The organism is Cellulomonas septica, from assembly GCF_012396155.1.
Classification (GTDB): domain Bacteria; phylum Actinomycetota; class Actinomycetes; order Actinomycetales; family Cellulomonadaceae; genus Cellulomonas; species Cellulomonas septica.
The window spans coordinates 1-2,435 of record NZ_JAAXOY010000545.1 but is presented as its reverse complement, the minus strand read 5'-3'; the positions used below and the strand labels follow the sequence as shown (position 1 = coordinate 2,435).

At 74.5% G+C, this 2,435-nt stretch carries 2 protein-coding genes; both read left to right on the top strand.

Going from position 1 to position 2,435, the window contains the following annotated elements; translation table 11 throughout:
• Positions 1-197 precede the first annotated feature (197 nt).
• The gene (locus HGA02_RS16330) at positions 198-1,625 is read left to right on the top strand and encodes a class II fumarate hydratase (RefSeq protein WP_168680160.1); all 1,428 of its coding nucleotides are present in this window, start codon (positions 198-200) and stop codon (positions 1,623-1,625) included.
• Between the two features lie 142 nt (positions 1,626-1,767).
• Positions 1,768-2,331 (top strand): dihydrofolate reductase family protein, encoded by a 564-nt coding sequence (locus HGA02_RS16325; RefSeq protein ID WP_168680158.1) that lies wholly within the window; start codon positions 1,768-1,770, stop codon positions 2,329-2,331.
• Positions 2,332-2,435 lie beyond the last annotated feature (104 nt).

The following is a 2,435-nucleotide window of genomic DNA, read 5'->3' as shown; positions in this document are numbered from 1 at the left end:
GGGTGCGGCCTCGCCCGGGGCGAGCAGCCGCGCGGCCAGGTGCTCGAGGACGAGCGTGCGGTCGTCGAGGCGGCGCGGGGTGCGCACCAGGCGGCCGTGCTCGAGGAACCGCTCGGCCGGGCACGCGGGCGTCGGGGACGTCATGTGGCCATCGTCACGCGTCCGGCGCCCCGGCGCCGTGCGGCAGGATGGACCGCATGACTTCCGCACCTGTCACGGGCACGTCGTCGTCGCCCGAGTTCCGGATCGAGCACGACACGATGGGCGAGGTCCGGGTCCCCGCGGCCGCGCTCTACCGCGCGCAGACGCAGCGGGCCGTCGAGAACTTCCCGATCTCCGGCAGCACCCTCGAGCGCGGTCACATCGAGGCGCTCGCCCGGATCAAGAAGGCCGCCGCGCGCGCGAACGCCGAGCTCGGCGTGCTGCCGCAGGACGTCGCCGACGCGATCGTCGCGGCCGCCGACGAGGTCGCCTCCGGCGTGCACGACGCGCACTTCCCCGTCGACGTCTACCAGACCGGCTCGGGCACGAGCTCGAACATGAACACGAACGAGGTGCTCGCGACGCTCGCGACCCGCGGCCTCGGGGCGGACGTGCACCCGAACGACCACGTCAACGCGTCGCAGTCGTCGAACGACGTCTTCCCGACGTCGGTGCACGTCGCGGCCACCGCGGGCGTCGTCCGCGACCTCGTCCCCGCGCTCGAGCACCTCGCCGCGGCGCTGCAGGACAAGGCCGACGCGTGGGCGACCGTCGTGAAGTCGGGCCGCACGCACCTCATGGACGCGACCCCGGTGACGCTGGGCCAGGAGTTCGGCGGGTACGCCGCCGCCGTCCGGTACGGCGTCGAGCGGCTGCAGGCCGCGCTCCCCCGCGCCGCGGAGGTCCCGCTCGGCGGCACGGCCGTCGGCACCGGCATCAACACGCCCGCCGGCTTCCCGCAGCGGGTCATCGAGCTGCTGCGCGAGGACACCGGGCTGCCGCTGAGCGAGGCGCGCGACCACTTCGAGGCGCAGTCGTCGCGCGACGGCCTCGTCGAGCTGTCGGGCGCGCTGCGCACGATCGCCGTGAGCCTCACGAAGATCTGCAACGACCTGCGCTGGATGGGCTCGGGCCCGAACACGGGCCTCGGCGAGCTGTTCATCCCCGACCTGCAGCCCGGGTCGTCGATCATGCCCGGAAAGGTCAACCCGGTGGTCCCGGAGGCCGTGCTCATGGTCGCCGCGCGCGTCGTCGGCAACGACGCGACCGTCGCGTGGGCCGGTGCGTCGGGCTCGTTCGAGCTCAACGTGCAGATCCCCGTCATCGCGTCCGCGGTGCTCGAGTCGATCCGCCTGCTCGCCAACGCGAGCCGCGTGCTCGCCGACAAGACCGTCGCGGGCCTCGAGGCGAACGAGGAGCGGGCCCGCGCGTTCGCCGAGTCGTCGCCGTCGATCGTCACGCCGCTCAACCGCGTCATCGGGTACGAGGCCGCCGCGAAGATCGCGAAGCACGCGGTGAAGAAGGGCCTGACGATCCGGCAGGCCGTCGTCGACCTCGGCTACGTCGAGCGCGGCGAGGTCACCGAGGAGCAGCTCGACGCGGCCCTCGATGTCCTGAGCATGACGCGCCCGCCGCAGGCGTGACCCCCGCGCCCGACCGGTCGACCGCACCGGCCGGGCGCACCCCGACGAGTCCGGCCGCCCGGTCGGGTCGATCCTGGTGACGACCCGCCGGGCGGTCGCGCGTCCGCGTGACCCCGCCCGGCCCGACACCCGGGAGGCGCCCGTGCGCACCGTCTACGCCTACGTCCTCGTGTCCCTCGACGGCTTCCACGCCGCACCCGACGGCAGCCTCGACTGGTTCACGACCGACGACGAGCTCGAGCGGTACTCCGCCGCGCAGGGCGACGCGATCGACACCATCGTCATGGGGCGCCGCACGTTCGAGCTCATGGCGTCGTACTGGCCGACACCCGAGGCGTACCGGGACGACCCCGTCGTGGCGGGCTTCATGAACGACCTGCCGAAGGTCGTGCCGTCGCGGACCCTGAGCACGCACCCGTGGGGCCCGACCGAGTTCGTCGCCGACGACGTCGTGGGGCGGCTGCGCGCGCTCAAGGAGCAGCCGGGCAAGGACGTCGCCGTGTTCGGCTCGTCGACGCTCGTGGCCTCGCTGCTGCCCACCGGGGTCCTCGACGAGCTGCGCGTGGTCGTGCAGCCGGTCGTCCTGGGGTCGGGGCGGCGGTTCCTCGACGGCGCCGACGGCACGGCGCTCGAGCGGCTCTCCGTCCGCGCGTTCCCGGCGGGCAGCACGCTCCTGACGTACCGCCCGGTGCCCGCCGCGGGCTGACGACAGCAGACGGCCGGAGCGGGCGTGGTACCACCCGACCCGGCCGTCGACCGGCACAGCCGCCGCGTCAGGCCTCCGCGCGCGCCGGCTCGGGCGCGGGCTGC

Coding starts and splice junctions, on each gene's coding strand:
- HGA02_RS16330 (WP_168680160.1), top strand. CDS start 198: ATGACTTCCGCACCTGTCACGGGCACGTCGTCGTCGCCCGAGTTCCGG.